Raw genomic sequence first — 23,908 nt, forward strand, 5'->3', positions numbered from 1 at the left:
GAGCCCCAAATAAAAGTCTACGGATCAATCACAGTTTTAAAGTTTGCCTTTCCCCTTCATACATAAATAAGTATAATATGTTTATACTATCCCATGTAAAATTATCTTTTCATATCGCTATGATATATATGTATTTTATTTTCACTTATAAGGAGACTGGAAATGAAGCAACCTTATCAACCACCTATGGAGAGTATTCCATTTACTAGAGTCATGCAAGCATTAAGTGAACCCAATCGTGTAAAGATTGTGCAGTTTCTATTAATAGAAAAAGAAAAAATATGTAGTTCATTTATACCACTTACTAACTTGCCCAAATCATCTGTTTCACATCATATTAAAGTGCTTCGAGAATCTGGTTTAATTCAAGCTAGAGTTGAAGGCAAGGAACATTACTACTCTGTAAGAGTCGATGAACTTGAAGCAAGGTTTCCTGGCATCATTTCAACGTTGTCTCATGTAGACCCTGCATATATATAGTTACAATAAAAAATGCTTTCCTACTTGCTGAATAAAGTAAAAGGTGATATAATCCTCTTAAGTTCAACAGTTTTCGAACTATAAACCTTAAGTGTGAAGGAGATGCACATGATGTCACTAAAAGAACAATTAAAAAATCAATTTGAATCCAGTGTAGGTAAAATCCCGGATGAAATTGTTGCTATCATGGAAAATGCTACGAAGTCATTAGCAGAATCAGATATTGCAAAAGGACTTAAAGTAGGAGAAAAAGCACCTGATTTCACCCTAAAAAATGCAACAGGTAAAGAAGTATCCTTATCTGATACTTTGCAAAAAGGGCCTCTAGTGCTCATTTTTTACCGAGGTGAGTGGTGTCCATATTGTAATTTAGAGTTGAAGGCATATCAAGATTTAAGTTCATCATTTAAAGAAAAGGGTGTTCAAGTCGTTGCCATTACTCCAGAAAAACCAGATCATTCTTTAACCATGCAACAGAAACATGATTTATCCTTTGAAGTTTTAAGCGATGAGACTCAATCTGTTATTAAAAGCTACAATTTATCTTTTGAATTACCTGAGGACTTATTTCAAGTATATACAAAATTCGGTCTTGATTTAGAGAAACACAACGCTGACGGCCTCGCTCGTCAATTGCCTGTACCTGCAACATATATCATAGATCAAGAAGGAATAATTCAGTATGTAGAAGCTGATCCTGATTATAAAGAAAGAATGGAACCCAAACTAGCTTTAGAAAAAGCAGAAACATTTATTCGCTAAGTATACAGAATAAAAAAACGTTTCTATAGCAAAAACATGATAATGACAAGATATTTATTTATATGATGGAAGCAAGGTACTCGAAAAATGGAAGGGAATATATCAGTACAGCGAGGTCGTGATCTGCTGCACTCTATGTTTTTAAAAACTTCCTTTTTCGAGTGTTTTCAGGTGTCAGAGCAATGTTATTAATATCCATATTATTCAGACTCTGATTTATTCAAGGCATCTACGACCGCTGGATAACCATGTTTTATTGCATATTGCAGTGCTGAAATCTCTTCGTTTCCATTCAGTATACGTAAATCGGCACCTGCTTCTAGTAAAATTTGAACAATATTAGTAAATTCAAATGTTGCTGCTAATTGCACCATGGTTATGCCATCCCCATCATGAAAATCAGGATCAGCTCCCGCATCTAAAAGTGTTTTTACCATTGCTGCATTTTCCATCTTTATGGCCATCAAAAGCGCCTCTTCCAAATTATATTGGTTTCTTCGTTCTTCAATAATAGAAGTTAAAGTAGACATGTCCTCTAGTTTCACTGCGTCTAACAGCGTCGGTGTTTTTTGTTTAATCATGAACAAAAGAGTTTGATTAATTTGGCTGATATTGGATGCTGTAGTTATAAATATGTAGAGTACTATTATCGTCATAATGAATGATGTTACAGTAAAAAATAGCGTTAAAATCCAATACCCCTCCCTTCATTGTAATCCATTATTTATTAGTGTAAAAACACCAAAGTGATATCATCAATAATTTTAAAATATACAATAAACTACATTCAATCAGCATGTGTGCATCTACTACCCTAAATGTAATTGATTTGCATTTTAATCACATCATACTTCATTGCTTCATTTTTCATTGCATTATAGCAAAATATTTTCCTTATGTCACCAACTCCATTTCATTTTCATTTTTTATACATAGTTTTTTATCATTATAAAATAACAATATAATTTATGGAAGTATAAAAAAACCGATCCTTTACAGAAAAATAAAGGATCGGATGTCATCATTAAAATGTATTCCAAGTAGTAACTTCGTCTAGTGGTAAACGTTTTTTAGGAAATCCTGCATGTGCAGCTTTCCCTAAAGAAATGAGCATAACTGGTGTAAAATGCTTCGGTACGTTAAAGGTATCTACAAATTTCACAGGATCAAATCCACCCATTGGTACGGTGTCATATCCTTTTGCCTTTGCTGTAAGCATTAATTGTTGTGCCACAATTCCACCGTCAATCATGCCAACACGCATGGCATTCATTTCGTCTAAATTCCCGTAATGTTGGTTGATTTGATTGATATAGAAATCTTTAATTTCTTCTGTCATGGAGCCACTATCTACGACTTGCTGATAAATCTCCGGTGCTTTTTTATAAGCTTCTAAATCTGCTAAAACTGCAATGACAACAGATGCATCAACAATTTGATTTTGATTGTTTGCGATCGGTAATAACGTTTCTTTTAACGATTGATCTTCAATAACAAGAAATCTCCACGGCTGCAAATTAGATGATGATGGTGCTAAAATAGCTGTTTCTAAAATTTCTTGTACTTCTTTTCTTTCTATTTTAAAGTTAGGATCATAATGACGAATGGAAGATCTTTCTTTAGCTATCGTAAAAAAGTTTTGATCTTCAATCTCCTTTGGCAAATTACCTTCTGTTTTAATTTCTTTTATTTTATCAAAATATTCCTGGTTACTTGTTCTCTCTTGCGTCATGATCAGCTCTCCTCTTTTATACTGTACTATTTATATACACAGTATAAAACTTAAACTGTAACTTTGTCAAGTACAGTATAAGCTCATATCGGCTAATCATTTTTAGACATTAAAAGTGGCATATCAAAAAAGCTTGGTTCACATGAACCTCCTTCCATTTCATTTCCACAATGATAAAACCACAGTCATACTAACAAGTGGATTTTTAGAAGGTTTTCATGTTAAAACCAAACTTTTAACTTGCATGATATACTTTAAAGCATGTTGATACTTCAATGCCATAAGATATTTTAAAAAACTAAGAATTAACCATATTAACCATAGTAAGGTGATATAAGTACGTAAACAAGTATACCTGTGAAACTGACATATAGCCATATTGGCATTGTAATCTTACCTATTTTACGGTGCTTTTCAACTTGTCCCATGTAGCCTCTTACGACACTCAACAATGCTAGTGGTACATTTAGTATCGCTAATAAAATATGAGATATTAAAATAAAATAATACACATATTTTAATATACTGTTGCCACCAAACGGAGTTGGTTCGCTTAAAAAATGATACGTAACATAAGAAATTAAAAAGAAAAACGTAGATACAAAGGCTGCCAGTATGAAGTTGCGATGTACTTTAATGTTTTTATTTTTGATTGCATATAAGGAACACAGCAAAAATGAAAACGTAAATACGTTAAAAATCGCATTCAACAACGGGAAGATGGTAACATCAAAGTTTACCATTCCTTCATAGTCAGGAAGAAAATAAAGAATTGCAATAAGTATAACCACCGTTACAGAAAAAATGGCGATAAAAACATTATAACTTTTTTCTTTCATAGCTAAATTTTTGTCCATGTATATCTCTATCCTCCATCTATGTTCATACCCATATGATAGCATATGGGTTAAAGGTACTAAAATATATATATTGTCATTATTTCGAACATTGTTTCGTGCATAAAAAGCATCTATTATGCCTGTCATATACAATCTTGAAATGTTGTAACGTACTGTATATGTTTTTAATTCACTTTATTTACTGGTAATAAATCGGCGATTGTCTTATGCTGCAATTTGACCATCAACCATTCTTCCATCTCATTAGATATCTCTGTCATTACTGATTTTGTCTCTGAACTAATGCATCCTGTTTGATCGTTTACTCCAAAAATAACTTTTGGAAGAGGATCGGGAAATTGCATCGCCGTATACACATCAGCTAAAGTAATCTCATGTGCTGGTTTTTTTAAATAATATCCTCCATCGCGTCCTTCTTTTGCACCCACAAGTTGTGCCTTCACTAAATAAGATAATATTTTTCTCACATACGTGGATTGAGATTCAATTTTCACGGCAACATGAGCACTAGGGCATATTTCATTTTTGTTAGCTAATACAAGCAATGCTTCGATGGCATATGCAAACCATTTTGTATTTGACGTTTTTTCGGCAGACATATTGTTCCTCCTTTACGATGTATATAGCCACTGTATACCTCTATCTTTTTATTAATATACATGAAAACGATAGCTTTTAACATAGTTTATATGAAAATAGATAAGTTGGATGAACTTGTTCAACCAACTTATTACAACTAAACATAAGATGAAGAAATTTCCGCATCCACTTTTACGCCTGGCTACTGAGGCGTAAACTTAGTTCTCGTTATTTCTTCATCTGTTAGATAAGTTGGATGAACTTGTTCAACCAACTTATTACCGCTAATCATAAGATGAAGAAATTTCTACATCCACTTTTACGCCTGGCTACTGAGGCGTAAACTTAGTTCTCATTATTTCTTCATCTGTTATATAAGTTGGATGAACTTGTTCAACAAACTTATTACAACTAAACATAAGATGAAGAAATAAAGATTACAACTTCCATTGTTCCACATGTAGGACCTTCGTTATCCAATCTTCATAAAAAGCAGGTTCATGTGAAACAAGTATGATCGTTCCCTGGTATTCTTTTAGAGCTTCTCTAAGCGATGATTTTGCAACTGCGTCCAGATGGTTCGTTGGCTCGTCTAAAATTAGTACATTACTTTCCGTAAGCATTAACTCACATAACCTTACTTTCGCTTGTTCTCCACCACTGAGAAGATGAAAATCTTTTTCGATATGATCTCGATCCAATCCCACTTTAGCTAATAATTGTCTAATTTGACGATGTGTCATATCCCTTCGAAAGGCACAGAGATAGTCTAATGGAGTGTGTGCTGTTATCTTTACTCCTTCAGTTTGTAAAGATAATGTTTGTGAAAAATAAGCGATTTTCACTCTATCCCCGAGCGCAATAGACCCACTTAACGGCTGAATACGATGTAGTTTCGTTTTTAACAATGTTGTTTTTCCAATCCCATTATAACCAACGACTGCTATTTTGTCGCCACGTCGAATGTTCAAGTTAATGGGTGAGAGCAGTGGATGATCATAACCAATCACCACTTCTTCAAGCTGTGCTATAACACGAACGGGCTCTATGGCGACATTAAAATGAAATGTGGGTTTTCTCATCATGGTGGGCTTTGCGATAGGCTCCATTTTTTGTAATGCTTTTTCTCTGCTTTTCGCTTGTTTTGCCTTCCTTACCTTATTTTTTTGAATAAAATTTTCTAATTTTTTTATTTCTTTTTGCTGTCTGGCATATTGAATATGCATTTGTTCATGCTCTGTTTTGTAAGTGGACAGAAACTTACTATAATTACCCACATATCGTTTTATATTTTGTTGTTCCACATGTAAGATAATATGGGTGACCTCATCTAAAAATTGTTCGTCGTGAGACACCACGATGTAAGCTCCTGGATAATGTTTTAAATAGTCACTAAGCCATGTAATATGTTGGTCATCTAAATAGTTCGTCGGCTCATCTAACAATAATACATCTGGTTGTTCTAGTAATAATTTCGCTAGCAGCACTTTCGTCTGCTGACCACCACTCAGGATTTGCATCTCTTTTTGCAAACCAATATCTATTAAGCCTAATCCTGCAGCTACTTCTTCTATTTTAACATCCAAATGATAAAAATTAGCTTGCTCTAACTGCTGCTGTATTTCTCCATATTGTTTTAAAATATACGGTAGTTCTGTTTCACTTTGTTTACTCATGTCATCAGCTAGCTGATGCATTTTACGCTCTAACACATATAAATGAGAAAAAGCAGTTTGTAAAAATTCATACATAGTAACACCACGTTGTAAATCTGCGTGTTGTTGCAAATAACCGATGCGAGTATTTGGCAACCAATGAATGGCTCCATCATCCGGTATGATGTCACCTGCTAACATGCGGATTAAAGTCGATTTTCCACATCCGTTACTACCGACTAAACCAATATGCTCACCATGTAATAAACGAAAGTAAATGCGATTAAATATATGCTTATCACCGTGTGAATACATCACACGATCTACTGTCAATAAACTCATTGTATTCTCTCCTTTTAGTTTAAATAAATCAATTAGGGAGAACAGTAATTATTCCTTTGTATACATTATATGGATTTCGATTGTTATATTTTTTAATATACATTAGAGTACACCATGCAGTGTTATTTTTCGTTATTAACATCACATGATGCAAAATAACGCAAATATAACTATGATATACCCGCAGTGATCTGTATCTTTCTAGACAAACTAAAAAGGGTAAGGGAACTACACCTTACCCATGCAAAAAAAGGACTATTTAAGATGAAGAAATAATGAGAACCAAGTTTACGCCTCAGTTGCTAGGCAGGCGTAAAGATTCTATTGCTGGAATTTCTACATCTTATGCATAGTGGTAATAAGTTGTTTGAACAAGTTCATTCAACTTATATGGAAAGGAATAGTTAATTATCTACTGTTCTATAATTGGATAGTTAACAGCTTACATAGATAGCTGCAAATAGACAGACTGATCCTGTCTTAACCTAGCACCAAAATGAGAACAGAAGATAACATCATCATATTTCTTTCCACCTTTTCATTCATTTTAAATTTATAAAAGTATTTCTTGAAAACCAGTATATATAATAACGTATTCCCATGTCAATATATTGTCTCATACCTTCTATTTAAAATGCTGTATTAGGTTCAATCACCAACATGCATCATGGGTCGGTATGAATGATATTTTTCACATAGCTTTGTAGTCTTCTTACAAATAGGCGCTATTTGAGTTGATACATGTATGACATTGTATTACTTCATATGATGCTGATACCATTTGTATAACGCTTGTGTTCCGCTATCTTCTTCGCCTTTGTCCACGAGTTGTTCATATAATTGCTTAGCTAACATCAACCCGGGCAACTTCATATCTAATTCTTCAGCAGCCTCGATTGCAATTTTCATATCTTTTATAAAATGACGAATATAAAAACCAGGTGCAAAATCATTGTTTATGATGCGAGGCGCTAAATTACTCATAGTCCAACTACCTGCTGCACCTCGTGAGATGCTTTGTAACACAGTATCTTGATGTAACCCGGATTTTTCAGCAAATATCATTGCCTCACAAACTCCTAGCATGGTGCCTGCTACAGCGATTTGATTACTCATTTTTGTATATTGACCTGCTCCTGCATCCCCCTGATACATAATTTGAGTGCCCATAGTTTGTAATACAGGAAGGACGTCATGAAATTTCTCTTTATCCCCGCCAACCATAATGGACAACTTACCTTCTCTTGCTCCTACATCTCCACCAGAAACTGGAGCGTCGAATACATAACAATGTTTATCTGCTGCGGCAGAAAACAATTTTTTGGCTAAACTCGGTGAAGAAGTCGTCATATCAATGAAATATGTACCCTCATTTGCCTCATGAATCATTCCTTTTTCCGATAAATACACATCTTCCACATCTTGTGGCGTTCCAATCATTGTAATAATCAGTTGTGAGGATTGCACTAACGAAGATATATCTTCACACCAATGTGCGCCCTCATTTATTAAAGATTGTGCTTTTGATTTTGTTCTTGTATGTACGTACAACTCATATCCTTCTTTTAAAATATGGTGTGCCATACTTTTCCCCATTACCCCAGTACCTATAAAACCAACAGTGGATAGCCCTTTGCTCATTTCTTTTACCCCTCACTTTTTCTTGTATACCATGCTCATATCATCACATGCAACAATATAGTATAGATATGACATGTTGAACATGGCTTAAATGGTTAGCTCACATTTTTTTGTTTGAAATGTAATGTAATTTGATGTCACCACCTATTTACTCTCCGCATATTTTGTGTTAGAGAAACATAATTTTGCTTTTCAAAATGATGGATACAGAAAAGAAAGGATGAATAACGTGCCTAACCCGATTGAAGAAATGATCCAACGTTTGCAAGATTTGCAAAAAACACAACCAGAAATTGCTGACTCCCTTGAAAATCAAATTAATCGCCTTCGTCAAACTTTGGAAAACAGAGAACAGAATGCTGGAGGTAGCACTACACCAACAGTAACACCTGCAACAGAAGATTCAGCATCTGAACAAATTAAAAGACTGGAAGAAGTACAAAAAATCAGAGAAAATCAACTTGAAACGTTAGACTTACAACCAGATCAAAAAAGTGCCATTCAACAACAAATTAAAAGATTAGAACAAATTAAACAAGATCTTATCGCCAGAAGCGGCCAATAATAAGACCAACTTATTAAACTATTTTAAAACCACAACTGAGTTGGCCCTTGTGATTAAATAACCACCAAAAAAGGGGCCAACTTCATTTGTAACCATTCCGAATTACCTTCTTTACGAACGCTGCCTAACATAAGCATTATTTTCACTTGTAGCAGCCTACTTATGTAAAATCATAAGTACATGCTCATATTTTTTTATTCTGCTGCATTGCATGATCAGTTAAATTGTAACTTAATTTTGTCATATACACCACATATGATAGGTACTATATGCAAAAAACCACTGTTATTATAAGGGATAAAAAATTCCAATATAATAATAGTGGTTTTTTAGTTGTAGGAATGATTTAGATCATCCATTCTACTACTCGTTTATTTTAGGATCAAATGCATCACGTAAGCCATCACCAATAAAGTTAAAACTTAACACTGTGATTAAAATCATCAATCCTGGGAATGTCGGATACCACCATGCTTTGAGCATTATGGTGTAATTTTGTGCATCCTGCAACATATTTCCCCAACTAGGTATAGGAGGCTGTATTCCTAGACCTAAATAACTCAGTGCAGCTTCTGTCAAAATGATACCGCCAACTCCAAGTGTTGCAGATACAATGATAGGACCCATCGCATTCGGTAAGATATGAGAAAAAATAATACTTCTATTTTTTACTCCCATCGTTCTTGCAGACAATACAAATTCTCTCGTTCGTAACGATAGAAATTCTGCTCTGACTAATCTTGCAGTGCCTAGCCAACCAAATAATATAAAAATATAAATCAACTTATCAATACCTGGAGTAAAAATGGTGACAAGGGTAATCAGCAAAAATAGTGTTGGAACAGCCAGTAACGTATCTACTATTCGCATTAATATGGAATCTATAATTCCACCAAAATATCCTGCTATAGACCCCACAATAGCTCCAATGGTAACAGAACCCAATATTGAAATAAATCCAACAAGTAGTGATATTTGTCCACCATACAAGATACGTGTGAAAATATCTCTACCAAATTTGTCTGTACCAAGTAAATGATCAGAACTAGGAGGGAGTAACCTATCTCTCAAGCTCTGCTCCTCAGGCGTGTAAGGTGTTAGCAAAGGTGCAAATATAGCAGATAATATAATGATGGTTAAAAATATCAACCCAATAACGGCTAATTTATTTTTGAAAAACTTGGATACTATAATTTTAAACATCGTATCCGGTTTTCGATTTAAATTGGGGTTTAACAACGCTTCTGTTGAAGATTCGTTTACTGTATTTATTTTTGTCATCTGTAGTCCCCCCTTTAATATTCTATGCGTGGATCTATAACCGCATATAGTATATCTGCAACTATATTACCAATGACAATGAACACAGAACTCAGTACGATAAGCGCCATAATAACTGGATAATCTCTTGTAAAGGAAGATTCAATAAACAAACTTCCGAGACCTGGCCAAGCAAAAACCCGTTCCACTATTGCTGCTCCGCCTACTAAAGAAGGAAGAGACAATCCAAAAAGCGTAACCACTGGTGTAAGCCCGTTACGAAGGCCATGCTTAAAAATAACTTTACGACTTCTTAATCCTTTCGCTTTTGCCGTACGAATATAATCTTGATTCAATACCTCGATCATACTGGAGCGTGTATGTCTTGTGTATGCAGCCATATCGGCGGATGCCAGTACAAAAGCCGGTAAAATAAGATGATGTATTCGATCCCAAATGCTAAAAGGAGCATCTAAATCAGCAACCCCACCAGTAGGAAACCACTCAAGATTCACAGCAGTAAACATAATCAGCATTAATCCCAGCCAAAAGTTTGGTGTGGCAAGACCAAGAAACGAACCGGTTGAGAAAAGATAATCTGATTTTGAATAAGGTCTTGTTGCAGAATATACTCCAATTAAAATGGAAAATATAATGGCGATGATTGTAGCAGCAATCATTAGTGTAATCGTATTTGGCAAACGATTCATAATCATTTCACTGACAGGCGTTCCTTTTTTTAATAAAGAATTACCGAAATCCCCTTGCACCATATTACCTACCCATTTGAAATATTGAATGTAAATAGGATCATCTAGTCCATACTTTTCTATAAATTTAACTTTATCTTCTGGTTTAATGTCAGGATTCATCAATAAACTAGTAGGGTCGCCTGGAGCAATTTGTACAATGAAAAATGAAATTAACGTTATACCGATTAATAAGGGAATAGCTGTAAGGATTCTACGAATAATATAGGATAACATTTTGTTACAACTCCCTTCTCTTTTCTGTCATCAATGTTCAAAGTTTCTTATTTATTGAGATCATCTATACTCATCAAAATGATATCATCTCGCATCATTTCGTATTTTTCTGTATCCATCATACTTCATTTACATAAGAAGGGACGAGGGATTCCCTCGCCCCTTTTTTAACAGTTTATTCGTCTAACCACCATGTCTCTATTTTGTAGAAATCATTGGTACCGTGGAAAGTATAGTTTTGCAAATTATCTGGTATAGCTTTATTTGAAATAGGATAGTAAAGGAAAGTATATGGCTGATCTTCCGCAATTCCTTTATAAATATCTCCATAAGCTTCCTTGTATGCATCTTGATCTAGTATTTGTTTTGCTTCCTCTAACAATGTATCTACTTCTGGGTTGGAATACCATGTGAAATTTAATCCTTCTTCTTGCTGACTAGAATGAAAGATATCATACTGATCAGGGAATGTAGATAGTTGCCATCCTAAGATAAGTACTTCATATTCCCATTTCGGAGCAGTTACAGCTTCAATAAAAGCACTCCACTCCACAATATTAGGTTTTGCTTCTACACCGATTTCTTTAAATTGCTCCTGTAATACTACTGCAATTTCTTCTCTTGCTTTATTACCTTGATTCGTTTTAATTTCAAATGACATTTTCTTTCCATCTTTATCAATGATGCCATCACCGTCAGTGTCTTCCCAACCAGCTTCTTTAAGTAGCTCTTTTGCTTTCTCTACATCATATTCGAATGTTGGAACATCTGGATTATACGCCCATGATAACGGACTTTCAGGTACGTGAGCCACTTCCCCTCTTCCATTCAATATGAATTCTACAATTTCTTCTCTATTGATAGCGTGGGTAAATGCTTGCCTTACTCGCTTATCTTGGAATCTTTCATCTAATTGATTGTATCCTACATAAGTATAATTCAATCCAAGTTCTGATATAATTTCTACACCTTCATCTGCTGCCCATCCCTGTACTGTTTCAATATCACTACTTGGAACACTAGTATGATAATCAATATCTCCAGCTTGTAACTGTAAGATCAATGTATTTGCATCTGGAACTAACTTGTAGATAACTTCGTCAAGATATGGTGCGCCTTCAAAGTAATCATCGTTACGAGTTACTTTAACGTACTCGCCATCTTTCCACTCCACAAATTTGAAAGGACCAGTACCGATTGGACTTTTCGTGTTGAATTCGTTTTCTCCCAATTCAGCAATAGGAACGTCTTTCAATATATGTTCAGGTAAAATACCATAACTTAATGTAGTAGGGACAAAGGTAGCATCTTTTTTATTCAATTTAAATTCAACTGTGTAGTCATCGATTTTTGTTATCGTATCAATACCATCAAAGTTACTACCGCGCTCCCCTACATAGTCTGGACTCTTCGGTACATTGTACGTAAATACAACATCATCTGCTGTTAATGCTTCACCATCATGGAAGGTTACGCCTTCTTTAATTTTTACCGTTACCGTTAAACCATCTTCGGATAGTTGAACATCTTCTGCTAAATCATATTCTGTCGCAAATGTCGTATCTGCTCCAACTAAACCGTTATATATTAAACTTTCTATGTCACTACTAGCTGTGTCTGTAGAGTAAAGTGAGTTAAATAAAGTAGGGCTACCAGATGATCCAACGATTAATGTACCACCAGCTTTCGGTTCACCAGGTTTTGCATCTTCCATTGCTGACTCTTCTTCTTTACTATCCTCTGTTTCATTTGATGTTTCTGATCCAGACTCTTCCATCGGTTCTTCTGTTTCTGTTTCATCTCCACAAGCGGCGATGACAAAAACAAATGTTAGTGCTAGTAATAGTAAAAATAATTTTTTGAACTTCATGGACACTTCCCCTTTTTAATTTTTTAATTTTTAATTTATTTCATTTGTAATTCTTCTTACAACACATCATATAGGACTTCTTACTAGTAAGTACGCATAGATCGCCCCCTTTGATATCATCTATACCTTTTCGTTCATTTTTCTATGACGATCATGTTGTTTAGTAAAGATGACATGCAACAAAATGATCTTTTTTCACTTGCAGTAGGGATGGCACTTCTTGCTTACATCGATCCATCACATGCGGACACCTTGTATGAAATACACAGCCTTTCGGAGGATTAGCAGGACTAGGTATATCCCCTTTTAAAAGAATTCGTTCACGTTGTACCGTTTTTTGTTTCTTCGGTGTAGGTACAGCGGATAGTAGCGCTTGTGAATAAGGATGAAGTGGTTCTTGAAATAAGTCTGCTTTCGTTCCTAATTCCATCAATTTACCCAAATACATAATGCCCACGCGATCACTAATATGTCTGACTACGCTTAAATCATGGGAAATAAATATGTATGTTAAACCAAGTTCAGCTTGTAAATCTTGCATGAGATTTGTAATTTGAGCTTGAATGGACACATCTAAGGCTGAAACAGCTTCATCTGCTATGACTAGATCTGGATTTAATGTCAACACACGCGCAATACCAATTCTTTGGCGCTGTCCCCCTGAAAACTCATGAGGATAACGATTGAGAAACTTGGAACTTAATCCTACCTTTTCTAACAGCTCTCCTATTATTTCTTCCTGCTTTTTTCTAGAGTGATTGTAATGTATTTTCAATGGTTCCCCCAATATCATTCTCAGTGTTTTTCTAGGGTTGAGGGAAGCAAATGGATCTTGAAATATCATTTGAATATTTTTCCTCACATCTTGACGTAATTCTCTTTCTTTCATATGCGAAATATTCTGATTCTTGAAAGTGATCTCACCTTCTGTCGGTTCATACAGTCGGATGATGGTTCTACCAATAGTGGATTTTCCACAACCTGACTCTCCAACCAATCCTAATGTTTCTCCTTTTTTTACGGTTAAGGAAATGTCATCTACCGCTTTTATATGACCGACGGTTCTTTGTAAAATGCCGTGTTTAATCGGAAAGTATTTTTTTAAATTTTTAATCTCTAGCAGCGTATTTTGCTCTACTTCCGTCGTTTTAGTTGGATTGTCTGCATTTTTTGTAATCATGATTGTTCCTCCTCGTATAGAAAGCAGCGAATAGAGCGTTCATCTATTTTTTTCAACGTTGGCATATGTAAAGAACATTTATCAAATGCCTTCGGACAACGAGGAGCAAATCTACATCCAGTTGGAAACTGGTCAGGCGTAGGAACATTACCTTCTATAGATTCCAGTCGATCGATGTCATCATCTATGGATGGTACAGAATTAATAAGGCCTTGTGTATATGGATGAAGTGCATTTTCAAATATATCATTAACGGAAGATTCTTCTACCACTTGCCCGCAGTACATTACAATAACTCGATCCGCTACTTCCGATACAACTCCAAGATCATGAGTAATTAATAGGATGGATGTATCAAACTTGTTGCTGAGGTCCTTCATTAAATCTAATATTTGAGCTTGAATCGTTACATCGAGTGCTGTTGTAGGTTCATCTGCAATAAGAAGTTTAGGGTTGCAGCTCATCGCTATAGCAATCATGACTCTTTGTCTCATTCCGCCTGATAATCGATGGGGGTAATCGTTAAGTATAGCTTTCGCTCTTGAAAATCCTACCATTTCTAATAATTCTACTGCTCTTTTCTTTGCTTCCCTCTGTGAAAGTTTTTGATGTGCAATCAATGTTTCTGTAATTTGATCACCAATGGTTAAAACGGGATTGAGAGAAGTCATCGGTTCTTGGAAAATCATCGATATGTCATTACCGCGAATATCCACCATGTCATTTTCGGATATAGTCAGGAGATCTTTCCCATCATACATAATTTGACCATCAACAATTTTGCCCCCAGGACTTGGAACAAGTCGCATAATCGATAAGGAAGTCATACTTTTACCTGAACCAGATTCTCCTACTAAAGCAACAGTCTCTCCTTTTTTAATCGTTAAATCCATTCCATCTACTGCAGGAATAACTTGTTTTTTCTTAAAAAAGTGTGTTTTCAAATTTTTAACTTCCAGTAGTGCTGACATTAGCATCATCACCTTTCTAAACTATATAAGATGGGAATTACATTCATAAAGTTACAACCACTGATTCTCCACCTTACCGTTAGCGGTATAGTTGTAAGTATCATGAGAACATAAGAAACAAGAACGTTGATGCGTTGCTAGCTGTAATTTTTGAGGATGACAAACACTTTTTATCATTTTATGTCGAAAAATAAGATGATATAAACTAAAATGTCAAATAAAATAAAATGTTGAGTTAATTACATTGATTTGAGTGAATTAAGGAAAGTTTCAGTTATTATTAATAAAATAGACTATATAAAACATAAAATCAATACTAAATTCATAATTTTGCACTTTTTATGTGAGATTTATGTAAAAGAATATTATTCAACATATAAGATAAACATCTCTACTTCTTCCGTTCTGACCTTATGAATAAAGAAGTACAATATTATCTCATACCTAGGCCCATCTAAGTAAAATTGAGATATTAAACATAGTGTTTCAGCTTATGCTTTCCCAAAAAGGTTAATACAAAAAATCATAATTGGCTCATTCTATCATATTCAAAGTTGGTAACAAGTATTCTTTTGATATTTTTATTAAAACATTAAAATATAACAAATTTTAGTAGTTTATTTTTATAAAAATTGTAAAATTTTGATGTTTTTTGATATCGTATTGATTTCTAATAAAAATAGAACACTGAACTAAACGAGTCAGTGTTCTATAAAACAATAATAACCCTTACGATTCATCTACCAAGAATGACCTTGAAAGATTACATGCTATATATTATTTCGTTGGTTTTAAAAGCAGCATGTGACCACCTTTTGTATATTCACTTTCTTCCATACTGGTTACATGATACTCTCCTGTTATCCAGTCATTGACCTGATTATCATACCAATCGCTTAATACATGACCAGACTGCCCTGGACCTATCACATTGAAACTTTCACGTGGGTTTTCCATATCAATCACTGTTCTCCAAACGCCTCCATGAACTACCTCGCCATTTTCATTATTACGTGCTGCTGCCACCGTAACTTTACTACCATCGAAGGCTTGCGCTGCTGGGTTGAATATCAGGTGTAAAGGCTTTACCGATGAAAGGGGATGACTAAATAAAGCCATATGAAAGTCCCCCCACTGCCATTTGCTTACACTTGCTCCCTGTAACTCTATTGCCTCGTCTATTGCAGCTAGAAAAGCTGTTTGTGCTATGGTGGTCAGTCCACCCTTTTCTTGTATCCATGGACCTGGCTCATTATTTATAGCATTACGAATTAATTGATCTTCCACTGCATGCTTTCCTTGAAATAAATCATACATATCTTCTTCAAAAGCATCTTTAAAAATGACTTCACCTATATGTTTTCGCCATAGATGATAGATGAAAGGAGCACTTAACTCTTTGTTATCCTCAAAATTCCAATCTTGTAAAATAGAGATTGCTTCCAATTGCTTTTCATCCCACTGAACTGCACTATCCGATTGCAACATGGATAGTAAAGGGGGCAAAAATTCTTTTGCTTGTAAATTCATGGAATCTAACTGCAACTTTTGACTGTCTTCTACTGACAATGTATCTTTACTGCGCAATACTTCTGTAATACGGTGAAATCGATATGGCTCTGCCCATAAGTTAGCAATGTGGTAATCGTAACCATCATCAATAACTTTATTGTTTGCTGTTGCAATAAAACCTTCTTCTGGATTCACAACCGTTGGCAACTCGTCCCATGGGATGTAGTCTTTCCACTCGTATTCATCTGTCCAACCAGCAACAGGTAGTAAACTGTCTCCATTTTCACGGATAGGTATTTTACCATTAGCTCGATACGCAATGGTTCCACTTTTGTCTGCAAACACAAAGTTTTGAGCTGGAGCATGAAAGAATGTTAAAGCATACTTAAATTCATCCCAATTTGTCGCTTTCGCAAAAAGTAAAATAGCTTCTAACTCTGTTGTAGGATCAAGTGCAGTCCAGCGTAATGCAAGCGCATTTTCTTCCGACTTATGTTCCATAAACTCCGAGACCAAGGGGCCATGTCTAGAAATGTTAACTTCCATCTCCACAGCAGGTTGATCTTTTACTTCAATCGTTTCCTCAATGGTGTCAAGTTTTTCCCATTTTCCCATGTATTCTACTTCGTATGGATTATCTGGATTTCGCTTCTCAATATATAAATCTTGTACATCAGGGCCAACATTCGTTACCCCCCATGCTACATGTGCATTGTGACCTAGGATAATACCTGGAACACCTGCAAATATAACACCTTTCACTTCTAATTCAGGAGATTTCAAGTGTGTTTCATACCAAATAGCTGGGGTGCTTACCCCAAGGTGTGGATCATTTGCTAGGATGGGAAATCCTGATTCTGTCTTACTACCAGAGATAACCCAATTGTTACTTCCATTCCATTCATTCGGGAAAATGGCTGAAGTCACACTATGGTTTAAATCGATAGCATTTTGTTTTGCTATCATAATCGTTTCTGCATCTGCAGGATAAGTTGGAAACAAGTCCATCGCTTTTTCTTCGTCAAAAGCATTCACAAGATAATACCTAAATGCTTGACCTTTCCAATTCCCACCTAAATCATAAGCCATAAATTTACCAATGGTAAGGGAATCAACAATCGTCCATTCTTCAGGCTCATAACCTAATACAGTGAACTCGATGGGCAGCGTATTATTCTCTTTTGCTTCTTGAATATATGCATTGACGCCCATGGTGTACCATTCCATCACTTGCTTCGCTTCTTCAGAATATATGGCATAGGATGCTTCTGCCGCTCGTCGCAATCCTAATGTGCGAAAATATCGATCTCGATCAATCGTTTGTTCTCCAATCACTTCAGAAAGTTTTCCAGAAGCTTGACGGCGACTCATATCCATTTGAAACATTCTATCTTGTGCAGTGACATAACCCTGAGCCATAAACAAATCTTGATTATTTTCAGCATGAATATGGGGAACTCCATTTTCATCTCTTACTACGGAAACTTCTGATTGCAAGCCTTGCATCACAACTTCCCCTTCGATGGTAGGGAGACTTTTATGTAACATCCAATATCCAAAACCAAGTGCTCCTGTTACCACAAAAAGCATGGTCATCGTTAATATTAACGTTATTCTCCAACGCTTACTTTTGGGCCACCAACGTTTTTTTGACTTCACTTCTGTTTTCATTACGTTCATCCCTTCTGTATTTTGAATGATATCAATGCAATGATTAATTACTATATTTTATTATGTTTCATCTATTCGTAAGGTGGGACTTGAAAACTATCGTCCCACCTCACTAAAAGGAATGTATTTCTATCTATGTTGATTTAATCCCATGAAGAGTTGACTACTGTTCGATAGAAAAGTTCCCCTTTTTCATTTTGGCCTACAATATCATATGTGATGTTTTCTGTTGGCCTTTGTATTGCCTCGATCATTTGTTGGTCGAAACCATCAAACAAGTCGTTATATTCTACTATTTTTTGTAAAGAATTCTCTTTATTCTCATATTTCTTTATTTTCAGAATATTTTTGCTTGAAAATATCTGACTGTCTAATTGCTCCATAGAAGAAAATTGCTGATTTAAATCATTTGACCCTTTATAATTTACGATAATGAAATAAGCATCATCTCCCTCACTGTTGATTTCTACATTGTATTCCCCTGCTTTTGGCCTTTGTAAAGTGTACGTTTGAAGATATGCTCCGGTAAAAAATGAATCGTCATGCTCTAACTGGGTAGTTGTATGAAAAGACAAAAAGTTCCCATGTGATGAGCTTAATAAAATGTCGTTTCTTTTCCCTGTTAGGACTTGAATTTCCACCACATCATTTCCACTCTCAATAGGAATGACTTCTGATGTGATACCAGCTTCAAGTGGTCCACCTCGTAACAGTTGCTCTGGGATTGCGCTTTCATTTTCTGGCATAGTGTGAGTTAAAGGTTCCATCATCTTATTCGCATTAGCATGTAACACCGATTGAATAAGAGAAAAAGATACGCTTCCTTTTCTAATGTTATCGTGATTTACACTTTTACCGCCTCTCAAAAAATGATAACCATATGGAAGTTTTGTACTATACTCACGAACAACACCGTCATTTGGATTTTTCAAATACGCTCCTCCAAACCAGTATGCCGATAAAAATGGTCCATGACCTTTCCCAGATGCAGTGTAATAACTATTATTGTAAACGCTTTCTTCTTTATCTGTCAAAGCCCTAAATTTCTGCATTTCTCCTGTTTGCATCGCGTAAGCGCCATCATTTTTCTGACCTATAATTTTTGCTAACCATCCTGCCCACCAACTGTATGCGAGATCTGCCAACTGTGTGCCATGATGTGGGGAACCTAATGTAACCACATCATTGACATAAGAAGAGGCCCCATAATGTACAAGTGCTGCTTGTGCATCTACACCGCCTTTACTATGAGCGATGATCGTTAGTTTTTTTCCAAAATGTTCATACATTTCTTTTAGCATGTTGGCGAGCATACTGCCATTATACCAAACACTTCCTGCTGTTCCGCTGACATCCCGCAAATTAACAAAAGCTGTGCGATAACCGTTACGATATGCATAGTCATACATATCATTTTTTCCGTAATAAAGGGTATCGGTAAACCAACCTACTGCGCTTCCATTTAGTCCGTGAATAAATACAATGGGAGATTTATTGTAATCAACATTAGGTGGGACAGCTCCTTCAAACCATGACCCCTGCTCTACAACAACATTTGGAGGTGTAGGCGCAGAAGCTACTCCTTGCGCTTGGCTCGGAATCGCCATCATGCTAAATAAAAACATAAAAACAAGGCACGATATAAAAGCTTTTTTCATTTACACATCTCCTTCGTTTTAAAATAGATTTCATTTAAAAATATTGCAATAAAATACTTTTATGCAATATTTTACACTATTTACGTAATAAACTTTAGAAATTTGTTGCATTTTAAGGATGGAGTAAGGCATAAAAACACCCCTAAAAGTTAGATTTATTACTCAAACTTTTAGAGGTAAGTGCCAAGTTAGTTTTTTACTCTAACCATTGAAAGGAATACTTTTGTTTTATATTGGAGTATTTTTTTGCAAATCAGAACGACTGTCATGCATAAATACATTATATTATGGCTTCTTTACAGTAAGGCCTAAACCCTCCGCCACTTGATTTCCATACTCTGGATCAGCTTTGTAGAAATGCTGTACTTGCTTTCTTTTTATCTCTTCGCTTTCCACTGGTTTCATTGCACTAACAACCGTTTCAATTAAACGCTTTCTCTCTCCCGCATCCATTAAGCGATATAAGTCACCCGCTTGCGTGTAATGATCATCATGATCATATGCTACACTATTCACTTCACCGTCTAGCGTATATGGTGTCTGCTTATTTTCAGGTGATTCTGCAGGACCACCGCTGCTATTTGGTTCATAATAAACGGATTTCCCTCCATTATCATCGAATCGCATTTGTCCATCTCTCTGGTAATGATTCACTTCTGATTTTGGTCTATTGATAGGCAACGACTGATGATTTGTGCCGACGCGATAACGATGTGCATCTGCGTAAGCGAACAAGCGCCCTTGTAGCATTTTATCTGGGGAAGCTTCAATGCCAGGTACAAAAGATCCAGGTGAAAACGCCGCTTGTTCTACTTCTGCAAAGTAATTTTCAGGGTTTCGGTCTAACACTAATCGCCCTACATCCATAAGAGGATAATCTTTATGTGACCATACTTTCGTAACATCAAATGGATCAAATCGGTAATGATCTGCATCTTCTATCGGCATGATTTGTACTTGTAACTTCCAAACGGGAAAGTCACCATTTTCAATAGCATGGAATAAGTCTTCTGTATGATAATCAGGATTTTCACCTGCTATTTTAGCGGCAACTTCGTTTGTTAAGTTTTTTACACCTTGTTCTGTTTTAAAGTGATATTTCACCCATACAGCTTCTCCGTCTTCATTCACCCATTTAAACGTATGACTACCATATCCATTCATATGACGGTACGTAGCAGGAATACCTCTGTCCCCCATGAGGTACGTCACTTGATGAAGAGATTCAGGAGATAAAGACCAAAAATCCCAAACTGCGTTTGGATCTTTTAAATGTGTTTGTGGATGTCGTTTTTGTGTATGAATAAAATCAGGAAATTTAATCGCATCTCGAATAAAGAATACAGGTGTGTTGTTCCCTACCAAGTCATAATTCCCTTCATCCGTATAAAACTTAACTGCGAAGCCTCGTGGATCTCTAAGTGTATCCGCTGATCCACTTTCACCAGCTACCGTGGAGAAACGAATAAACAGTGGGGTTTGTTTTCCAACTTCGGATAAGAAGCTCGCTTTTGTGTACTTGCTCATATCATTGGTTACTTCAAAATAACCGTGAGCACCAGCACCTTTAGCATGGACTACTCGCTCTGGTATTCTCTCACGATTGAAATGCGCTAATTTTTCTAATAAATGAACGTCTTGAATTAATGTAGGGCCCCTAGAACCTGCAGTCATCGAATTCTGATTGTCACCAACAGGTGCTCCAAAGCCAGTTGTCAGTTTTTTCTTGTTATTGTTTGTCATAAGATCCATCACCTCATAAGTGTATAATCATTTCTCAACATTAATTTATAATAATTATTAATTTATAATCATTATAAATAAGGTTGTTGTAAAAAGCAACAGGTTATTTTTCAACCCTACCCTGCAAGTCCTACTGTAGTCATTATTACATTTTATTTCTCTGTGATGGATTTATGACTATATAAGTGAACCACAACTTTCATTTATTACCCACCCACGGGTATGGGATGAGACTTACGTTATCTTTTTGGTTTTTCCAATACGTACAATTCATCTTCTACCGTATCCATTCTTTCTTTTACTACTTTTATCGCGTCCTTAATCGCTTCATTATACAAATATGGTTCTAATTCTTTTGTCATAAAATCAAGGAAGCCTTCTGCTCCAATAGAACCGATCTCCTCTCCTCTTTCTGTTTCAAAATAGTATTGAATAGCAGAAATTAATTGATCTTTCTCTTCACGTTTCATTTTCATTTACTATCACCTCATGTTATTTAGTAACTTCATTACAAACATTTGTTCTTTTTTGTATTGATATGTGTACAATGTAATGTGTTGGTATGATTATACCATCTTACAAAATTTTCATGTCATATGGGGGGTCATACATGAAAATCAGCAATATGCAATAAATACCAATTTATACCAAAGTAATAATCATGTCTACTTTTTTTATGAATGCAGCATATTTCTCTGTTTTTACTTTTTTTGCGGTATATATCACTGATTAATTGCAATTTACTGCTTGGCAATCTGGTACGGTACTCACATCAGCACTATTGTTTAGATAATTTTTACCTATCATTTCAGGTGCCCTTACAGATCGGATAGGCTAGAAAATTACAACGGCACGTGGATACCATGGGCTGTTTTTGGAACAATAGCTTTCATAGGGAGCATTATGATACAAACTTTCATGAAAGAAGAAATAGTAGATAAAGAAGGGAACACCTTAGATTAGAGGTGAGTGCCAGATAAAGATGTAAAAAATGACATGTTATGATATCATATGGTTTATCATTAACGTCATTTTGTATAGACTGGAAGGTGAGTAAATGTGTTATTTATTGAAATAAGCATCGTAGTACTGCTTATTTTAGCTACTGCTTTTTTTGTAGCAGCAGAATTTTCATTTGTAAAAGTACGCCCAAGTCGCATCGATCAATTAGTCTTAAGTAACCATCCACAAGCTTTAGCAGCAAAAAAAGTAACCACACATTTAAATGAATACTTATCTGCATGTCAATTAGGAATTACCATTACTTCACTCGGCCTAGGGTGGATGGGTGAAACGACAGTAGAAAAACTGTTACACCCCCTATTTGACATTGTTCATTTAGGCCCAAATGTGACTTCCACCATATCGTTTATTATTGCTTTTTCTATTATTACATTTTTACACGTCGTACTCGGTGAACTTGTACCGAAAACGTTTGCCATAGAGAAAGCAGAACGTATAAGTTTAATGCTTGCTAAGCCGATGATATGGTTTTATCGCATTATGTTTCCTGTCATTTGGGCATTAAACAATACGGCTATATTTTTTGTAAAATTACTTGGTTTAAAAGAAATCAATGAGCATGATGAAGTGCATTCAGAAGAAGAATTAAGACTTATTTTATCTGAGAGCTATAAAAGTGGTGAAATCAATCAATCCGAATATAAATATGTGAACAACATTTTTGAATTCGATGAATTGAAAGCCAGGGAAATTATGGTGCCGCGAACGGACATGATTTGCCTTTACACTAATAAAAGTTTGGAAGAAAACTTACAGACAATGAAAGACCAACATTTTACACGTTTTCCAATTGTAGATGAAAATAAAGATAATGTCATCGGTATTCTAAATACAAAACAATTTTTCCTTAAATATATGGAAGATCCAAATCTAAATATAAAAGAAGTCATTAGACCTATCTTCTCTATTTCTGAATCTACACCGATAAAAGAGCTACTCATAAAAATGCAGCAAGAAAGAGTACAAATGGCTATCTTATACGATGAGTATGGTGGCACGGCAGGTCTTGTCACAGTAGAAGATATTCTTGAAGAGATTGTAGGAGACATCAGAGACGAATTCGATAGCAATGAATCGTCTGAAATAGAACGACTAAACGATCATACATATGTGTTTGATGGCAAAGTGTTGATATCCGATGTCAATCACATTTTCAATGTTGTATTAGATGAAGAAGACTTCGATACGATAGGTGGTTGGCTCTATGCACACAATCCAGTTTTAAAAGAAGGACAAGTGTGGAAGCATCACACGTTAACCTTTACCGTTCGAGAGCGAGATAAACATCGCTATAGAAAAATTGAAGTGACACTAACCACGGAGTAGTACCAATAGAAATTAAACTATAGAAAAACCAACCAATGGGGAACCTCTTCCTATGATGGCTGGTTTTTCTTTTTAGTTATTTAGATTTGTTT

General features: G+C 35.5%; 19 protein-coding genes. 4 read left to right on the forward strand and 15 right to left on the reverse strand.

What is annotated here, in order from left to right:
* Window positions 1-162 precede the first annotated feature (162 nt).
* On the forward strand, window positions 163-480 hold the full coding sequence (locus D1Z92_RS01835) for an ArsR/SmtB family transcription factor (RefSeq protein WP_128893948.1): 318 nt from the start codon (window positions 163-165) through the stop codon (window positions 478-480).
* Window positions 481-588: 108 nt separating this feature from the next.
* Window positions 589-1,242: a peroxiredoxin-like family protein gene (locus D1Z92_RS01840; protein WP_164931401.1), complete on the forward strand. Its 654-nt coding sequence runs from the start codon at window positions 589-591 to the stop codon at window positions 1,240-1,242.
* A gap of 200 nt (window positions 1,243-1,442) precedes the next feature.
* Here the strand turns inward: D1Z92_RS01840 and D1Z92_RS01845 are convergent, their stop codons facing one another.
* From D1Z92_RS01845 to D1Z92_RS01870, 6 genes are all read right to left on the reverse strand, one after another.
* Entirely contained in the window at window positions 1,443-1,823 is a 381-nt protein-coding gene (locus D1Z92_RS01845) for an ankyrin repeat domain-containing protein (RefSeq protein WP_164931402.1), read from the reverse strand.
* 443 nt (window positions 1,824-2,266) lie between these two features.
* Window positions 2,267-2,974 carry a nitroreductase family protein gene (locus D1Z92_RS01850; RefSeq protein ID WP_128893951.1) on the reverse strand — a complete coding sequence of 236 codons (708 nt, stop codon included), beginning with the start codon at window positions 2,972-2,974 and terminating at the stop codon, window positions 2,267-2,269.
* Between the two features lie 314 nt (window positions 2,975-3,288).
* A complete protein-coding gene (locus D1Z92_RS01855) occupies window positions 3,289-3,831 on the reverse strand; it encodes a DUF420 domain-containing protein (RefSeq protein WP_240666533.1) in 543 nt (180 codons plus the stop codon).
* Window positions 3,832-3,998: 167 nt separating this feature from the next.
* Complete coding sequence (locus tag D1Z92_RS01860; RefSeq protein ID WP_128893952.1) at window positions 3,999-4,433, reverse strand: RrF2 family transcriptional regulator; 435 nt, start codon at window positions 4,431-4,433, stop codon at window positions 3,999-4,001.
* A 417-nt stretch (window positions 4,434-4,850) separates the two neighbouring features.
* Complete coding sequence (locus D1Z92_RS01865) at window positions 4,851-6,410, reverse strand: ABC-F family ATP-binding cassette domain-containing protein (protein ID WP_128893953.1); 1,560 nt, start codon at window positions 6,408-6,410, stop codon at window positions 4,851-4,853.
* 756 nt (window positions 6,411-7,166) lie between these two features.
* The gene (locus D1Z92_RS01870; protein ID WP_128893954.1) at window positions 7,167-8,051 is read right to left on the reverse strand and encodes an NAD(P)-dependent oxidoreductase; all 885 of its coding nucleotides are present in this window, start codon (window positions 8,049-8,051) and stop codon (window positions 7,167-7,169) included.
* Between the two features lie 229 nt (window positions 8,052-8,280).
* Between D1Z92_RS01870 and D1Z92_RS01875 the strand changes: the two genes are divergently transcribed.
* The gene (locus D1Z92_RS01875) at window positions 8,281-8,616 is read left to right on the forward strand and encodes a hypothetical protein (protein WP_128893955.1); all 336 of its coding nucleotides are present in this window, start codon (window positions 8,281-8,283) and stop codon (window positions 8,614-8,616) included.
* Window positions 8,617-8,979: 363 nt separating this feature from the next.
* Here D1Z92_RS01875 and opp4C read toward each other — a convergent pair whose 3' ends face one another.
* The 9 genes from opp4C to D1Z92_RS01920 all read right to left on the reverse strand — a co-directional run bounded on the left by opp4C (window position 8,980) and on the right by D1Z92_RS01920 (window position 21,943).
* The gene (opp4C, locus tag D1Z92_RS01880; protein WP_128893956.1) at window positions 8,980-9,897 is read right to left on the reverse strand and encodes an oligopeptide ABC transporter permease; all 918 of its coding nucleotides are present in this window, start codon (window positions 9,895-9,897) and stop codon (window positions 8,980-8,982) included.
* 14 nt (window positions 9,898-9,911) lie between these two features.
* Window positions 9,912-10,862, reverse strand: a complete 951-nt coding sequence (locus D1Z92_RS01885) for an ABC transporter permease (protein WP_128893957.1) — start codon at window positions 10,860-10,862, stop codon at window positions 9,912-9,914.
* A gap of 175 nt (window positions 10,863-11,037) precedes the next feature.
* Window positions 11,038-12,732: a peptide-binding protein gene (locus D1Z92_RS01890; protein WP_128893958.1), complete on the reverse strand. Its 1,695-nt coding sequence runs from the start codon at window positions 12,730-12,732 to the stop codon at window positions 11,038-11,040.
* 160 nt (window positions 12,733-12,892) lie between these two features.
* Entirely contained in the window at window positions 12,893-13,912 is a 1,020-nt protein-coding gene (locus D1Z92_RS01895; RefSeq protein WP_128893959.1) for an ABC transporter ATP-binding protein, read from the reverse strand.
* Complete coding sequence (locus tag D1Z92_RS01900) at window positions 13,909-14,883, reverse strand: ABC transporter ATP-binding protein (protein ID WP_128893960.1); 975 nt, start codon at window positions 14,881-14,883, stop codon at window positions 13,909-13,911. Before D1Z92_RS01900 ends, D1Z92_RS01895 begins: the two co-directional genes overlap by 4 nt.
* A 777-nt stretch (window positions 14,884-15,660) precedes the next feature.
* Window positions 15,661-18,066, reverse strand: coding sequence for a penicillin acylase family protein (locus D1Z92_RS01905; protein WP_128893961.1), 2,406 nt, complete (start codon window positions 18,064-18,066; stop codon window positions 15,661-15,663).
* Between the two features lie 143 nt (window positions 18,067-18,209).
* Entirely contained in the window at window positions 18,210-19,724 is a 1,515-nt protein-coding gene (locus D1Z92_RS01910; protein ID WP_128893962.1) for an esterase/lipase family protein, read from the reverse strand.
* A gap of 285 nt (window positions 19,725-20,009) precedes the next feature.
* Complete coding sequence (gene katA / locus D1Z92_RS01915) at window positions 20,010-21,467, reverse strand: catalase KatA (RefSeq protein WP_128893963.1); 1,458 nt, start codon at window positions 21,465-21,467, stop codon at window positions 20,010-20,012.
* A gap of 239 nt (window positions 21,468-21,706) precedes the next feature.
* The gene (locus tag D1Z92_RS01920) at window positions 21,707-21,943 is read right to left on the reverse strand and encodes a DUF2164 domain-containing protein (RefSeq protein ID WP_128893964.1); all 237 of its coding nucleotides are present in this window, start codon (window positions 21,941-21,943) and stop codon (window positions 21,707-21,709) included.
* A gap of 583 nt (window positions 21,944-22,526) precedes the next feature.
* On the opposite strand from D1Z92_RS01920, the gene D1Z92_RS01925 reads away from it, so the two are divergent.
* Complete coding sequence (locus D1Z92_RS01925; RefSeq protein ID WP_128893965.1) at window positions 22,527-23,816, forward strand: hemolysin family protein; 1,290 nt, start codon at window positions 22,527-22,529, stop codon at window positions 23,814-23,816.
* Window positions 23,817-23,908: the final 92 nt, after the last annotated feature.

The organism is Longirhabdus pacifica (assembly GCF_004115085.1).
Taxonomy (GTDB): domain Bacteria; phylum Bacillota; class Bacilli; order Paenibacillales; family DSM-105158; genus Longirhabdus; species Longirhabdus pacifica.

What these genes read in the sequence shown, in the direction of transcription:
- D1Z92_RS01845 (WP_164931402.1), bottom strand. Translation starts at nt 1,823, where the DNA reads ATGATTAAACAAAAAACACCGACGCTGTTAGACGCAGTGAAACTAGAG.
- D1Z92_RS01855 (WP_240666533.1), bottom strand. Translation starts at nt 3,831, where the DNA reads ATGGACAAAAATTTAGCTATGAAAGAAAAAAGTTATAATGTTTTTATC.
- D1Z92_RS01835 (WP_128893948.1), top strand. Translation starts at nt 163, where the DNA reads ATGAAGCAACCTTATCAACCACCTATGGAGAGTATTCCATTTACTAGA.
- opp4C (WP_128893956.1), bottom strand. Translation starts at nt 9,897, where the DNA reads ATGACAAAAATAAATACAGTAAACGAATCTTCAACAGAAGCGTTGTTA.
- D1Z92_RS01910 (WP_128893962.1), bottom strand. Translation starts at nt 19,724, where the DNA reads ATGAAAAAAGCTTTTATATCGTGCCTTGTTTTTATGTTTTTATTTAGC.
- D1Z92_RS01900 (WP_128893960.1), bottom strand. Translation starts at nt 14,883, where the DNA reads ATGTCAGCACTACTGGAAGTTAAAAATTTGAAAACACACTTTTTTAAG.
- D1Z92_RS01840 (WP_164931401.1), top strand. Translation starts at nt 589, where the DNA reads ATGATGTCACTAAAAGAACAATTAAAAAATCAATTTGAATCCAGTGTA.
- D1Z92_RS01870 (WP_128893954.1), bottom strand. Translation starts at nt 8,051, where the DNA reads ATGAGCAAAGGGCTATCCACTGTTGGTTTTATAGGTACTGGGGTAATG.
- D1Z92_RS01890 (WP_128893958.1), bottom strand. Translation starts at nt 12,732, where the DNA reads ATGAAGTTCAAAAAATTATTTTTACTATTACTAGCACTAACATTTGTT.
- D1Z92_RS01905 (WP_128893961.1), bottom strand. Translation starts at nt 18,066, where the DNA reads ATGAAAACAGAAGTGAAGTCAAAAAAACGTTGGTGGCCCAAAAGTAAG.
- D1Z92_RS01895 (WP_128893959.1), bottom strand. Translation starts at nt 13,912, where the DNA reads ATGATTACAAAAAATGCAGACAATCCAACTAAAACGACGGAAGTAGAG.
- D1Z92_RS01865 (WP_128893953.1), bottom strand. Translation starts at nt 6,410, where the DNA reads ATGAGTTTATTGACAGTAGATCGTGTGATGTATTCACACGGTGATAAG.
- katA (WP_128893963.1), bottom strand. Translation starts at nt 21,467, where the DNA reads ATGACAAACAATAACAAGAAAAAACTGACAACTGGCTTTGGAGCACCT.
- D1Z92_RS01885 (WP_128893957.1), bottom strand. Translation starts at nt 10,862, where the DNA reads ATGTTATCCTATATTATTCGTAGAATCCTTACAGCTATTCCCTTATTA.
- D1Z92_RS01920 (WP_128893964.1), bottom strand. Translation starts at nt 21,943, where the DNA reads ATGAAAATGAAACGTGAAGAGAAAGATCAATTAATTTCTGCTATTCAA.
- D1Z92_RS01850 (WP_128893951.1), bottom strand. Translation starts at nt 2,974, where the DNA reads ATGACGCAAGAGAGAACAAGTAACCAGGAATATTTTGATAAAATAAAA.
- D1Z92_RS01860 (WP_128893952.1), bottom strand. Translation starts at nt 4,433, where the DNA reads ATGTCTGCCGAAAAAACGTCAAATACAAAATGGTTTGCATATGCCATC.